The organism is Nocardioides sp. AE5 (genome assembly GCF_031844485.1).
In the GTDB taxonomy this organism is placed as follows: Bacteria; Actinomycetota; Actinomycetes; order Propionibacteriales; family Nocardioidaceae; genus Nocardioides.
Window position 1 is genome coordinate 1 of sequence record NZ_JAUZVI010000026.1, and the last position, 1,401, is coordinate 1,401.

The following is a 1,401-nucleotide window of genomic DNA, read 5'->3' on the forward strand; positions in this document are numbered from 1 at the left end:
AGGGCAGAGTCCCGCGGGGTGGTGGGCTTTGAGGTGATCCTCGGTGCCTACTCGCCGCTTTCGATGGCGGCGGTGTCTCCATTATCGCTGAGCTCGTAGAGCTTGGCCATCGAGCCTTCGGACAGGTAGCGGCGGTCGCCGGCGATCCACTCGTCGTGCATGTCGATCAGCACGGCTCCGACGAGCCGGATCACGGCCGCGGAATTGGGGAAAATTCCGACCACCCGCGAGCGACGCTTGATCTCCTTGTTTACCCGCTCGAGCGGGTTGGTGGACCAGATCTTGCGCCAGTGCGCGCGGGGGAAGGCGGTGAACGCCAGCACCTCGGCCTTGGCCTCGTCCATCAGCGGGCCGAGCTTGGGGAACCGGGCAGCGAACTCGTCTCGGGTCTTCTCCCAGGCCGCGTCGACCTCCTCGGGCTTGGCGTGGGCGAAGATCGCGCGGAACGCGGCCGCGACGTAGTCACCCTGGCCCTTGGGCACGTGGGCGAGCAGGTTGCGGGCGAAATGCACCCGACACCGCTGGTGCGCGGTGCCCTGGAAGCAGCGCCGCAGCGCTTTCACGAGCCCGGAGTGCTGGTCAGAGATCACCAGCCGCACGCCGGTCAGGCCGCGTTGCTTGAGGCTGGTCATGCAGCCCTTCCAGAAGACCTCGTCCTCGCTGTCGCCCACGTCCAGGCCGAGGATCTCCCGCTGCCCGGTGGCGGTCACACCGGTGGCGACCACGACCGCCATCGACACGACCTGGCTGGTCTGGTTGCGCACGTGCAGGTAGGTCGCATCCAGGTAGACGTAGGGGAACTCGACATGGTCCAGGGTCCGGGTGCAGAACGCGCCGACCACCTCGTCCAGCCCGGCACAGATCCGGGAGACCTCGGACTTGCTGATCCCGGAGTCGGCGCCCATCGCCTCGACCAGGTCGTCGACGCTGCGGGTCGAGACCCCGTGTACGTAGGCCTCCATCACCACCGCGTACAGCGCCCGGTCGATCCGGCGGCGTGGCTCGAGGATCGAGGGAAAGAACGAGCCCTTCCGTAGTTTCGGGATCCGCAGCTGCACGTCCCCGGCCTGGGTGGTCACCAGGCGTGGACGAGAGCCGTTGCGCTCGGTAATGCGGTCCTCGGAGCGCTCATAACGGCCGGCTCCGATGCGCTCGGTGGCTTCGGCTTCGATCAGCTCCTGCATCACCATGTGCACCGACTCACGGACCAGATCCACGCCATCACCGGCACGGAACGCATCCAGCAGTTCGGACAGGGCAGACTGGGACAAGGCCATCGGCTGGGTCTCCTTCAGTGTGTGTCTCTTCGCGGTTTCACACCGAAGATCCCGCCGATGGCCGCCTACGTCACGCAGCCCCGCCGTTGACCTTCAAACCCCACCACTCCAGGGGACTCTCCTC

Annotated in this window: 1 protein-coding gene; it reads right to left on the minus strand. The window is 66.8% G+C overall.

Features of this window, described 5'->3' with window-relative positions:
- Window positions 1-47 precede the first annotated feature (47 nt).
- Window positions 48-1,277 (minus strand): IS256 family transposase, encoded by a 1,230-nt coding sequence (locus Q9R27_RS18695; protein WP_311253918.1) that lies wholly within the window; start codon window positions 1,275-1,277, stop codon window positions 48-50.
- Between the last annotated feature and the right edge of the window lie 124 nt (window positions 1,278-1,401).

What these genes read in the sequence shown, in the direction of transcription:
- Q9R27_RS18695 (WP_311253918.1), bottom strand. Translation starts at nt 1,277, where the DNA reads ATGGCCTTGTCCCAGTCTGCCCTGTCCGAACTGCTGGATGCGTTCCGT.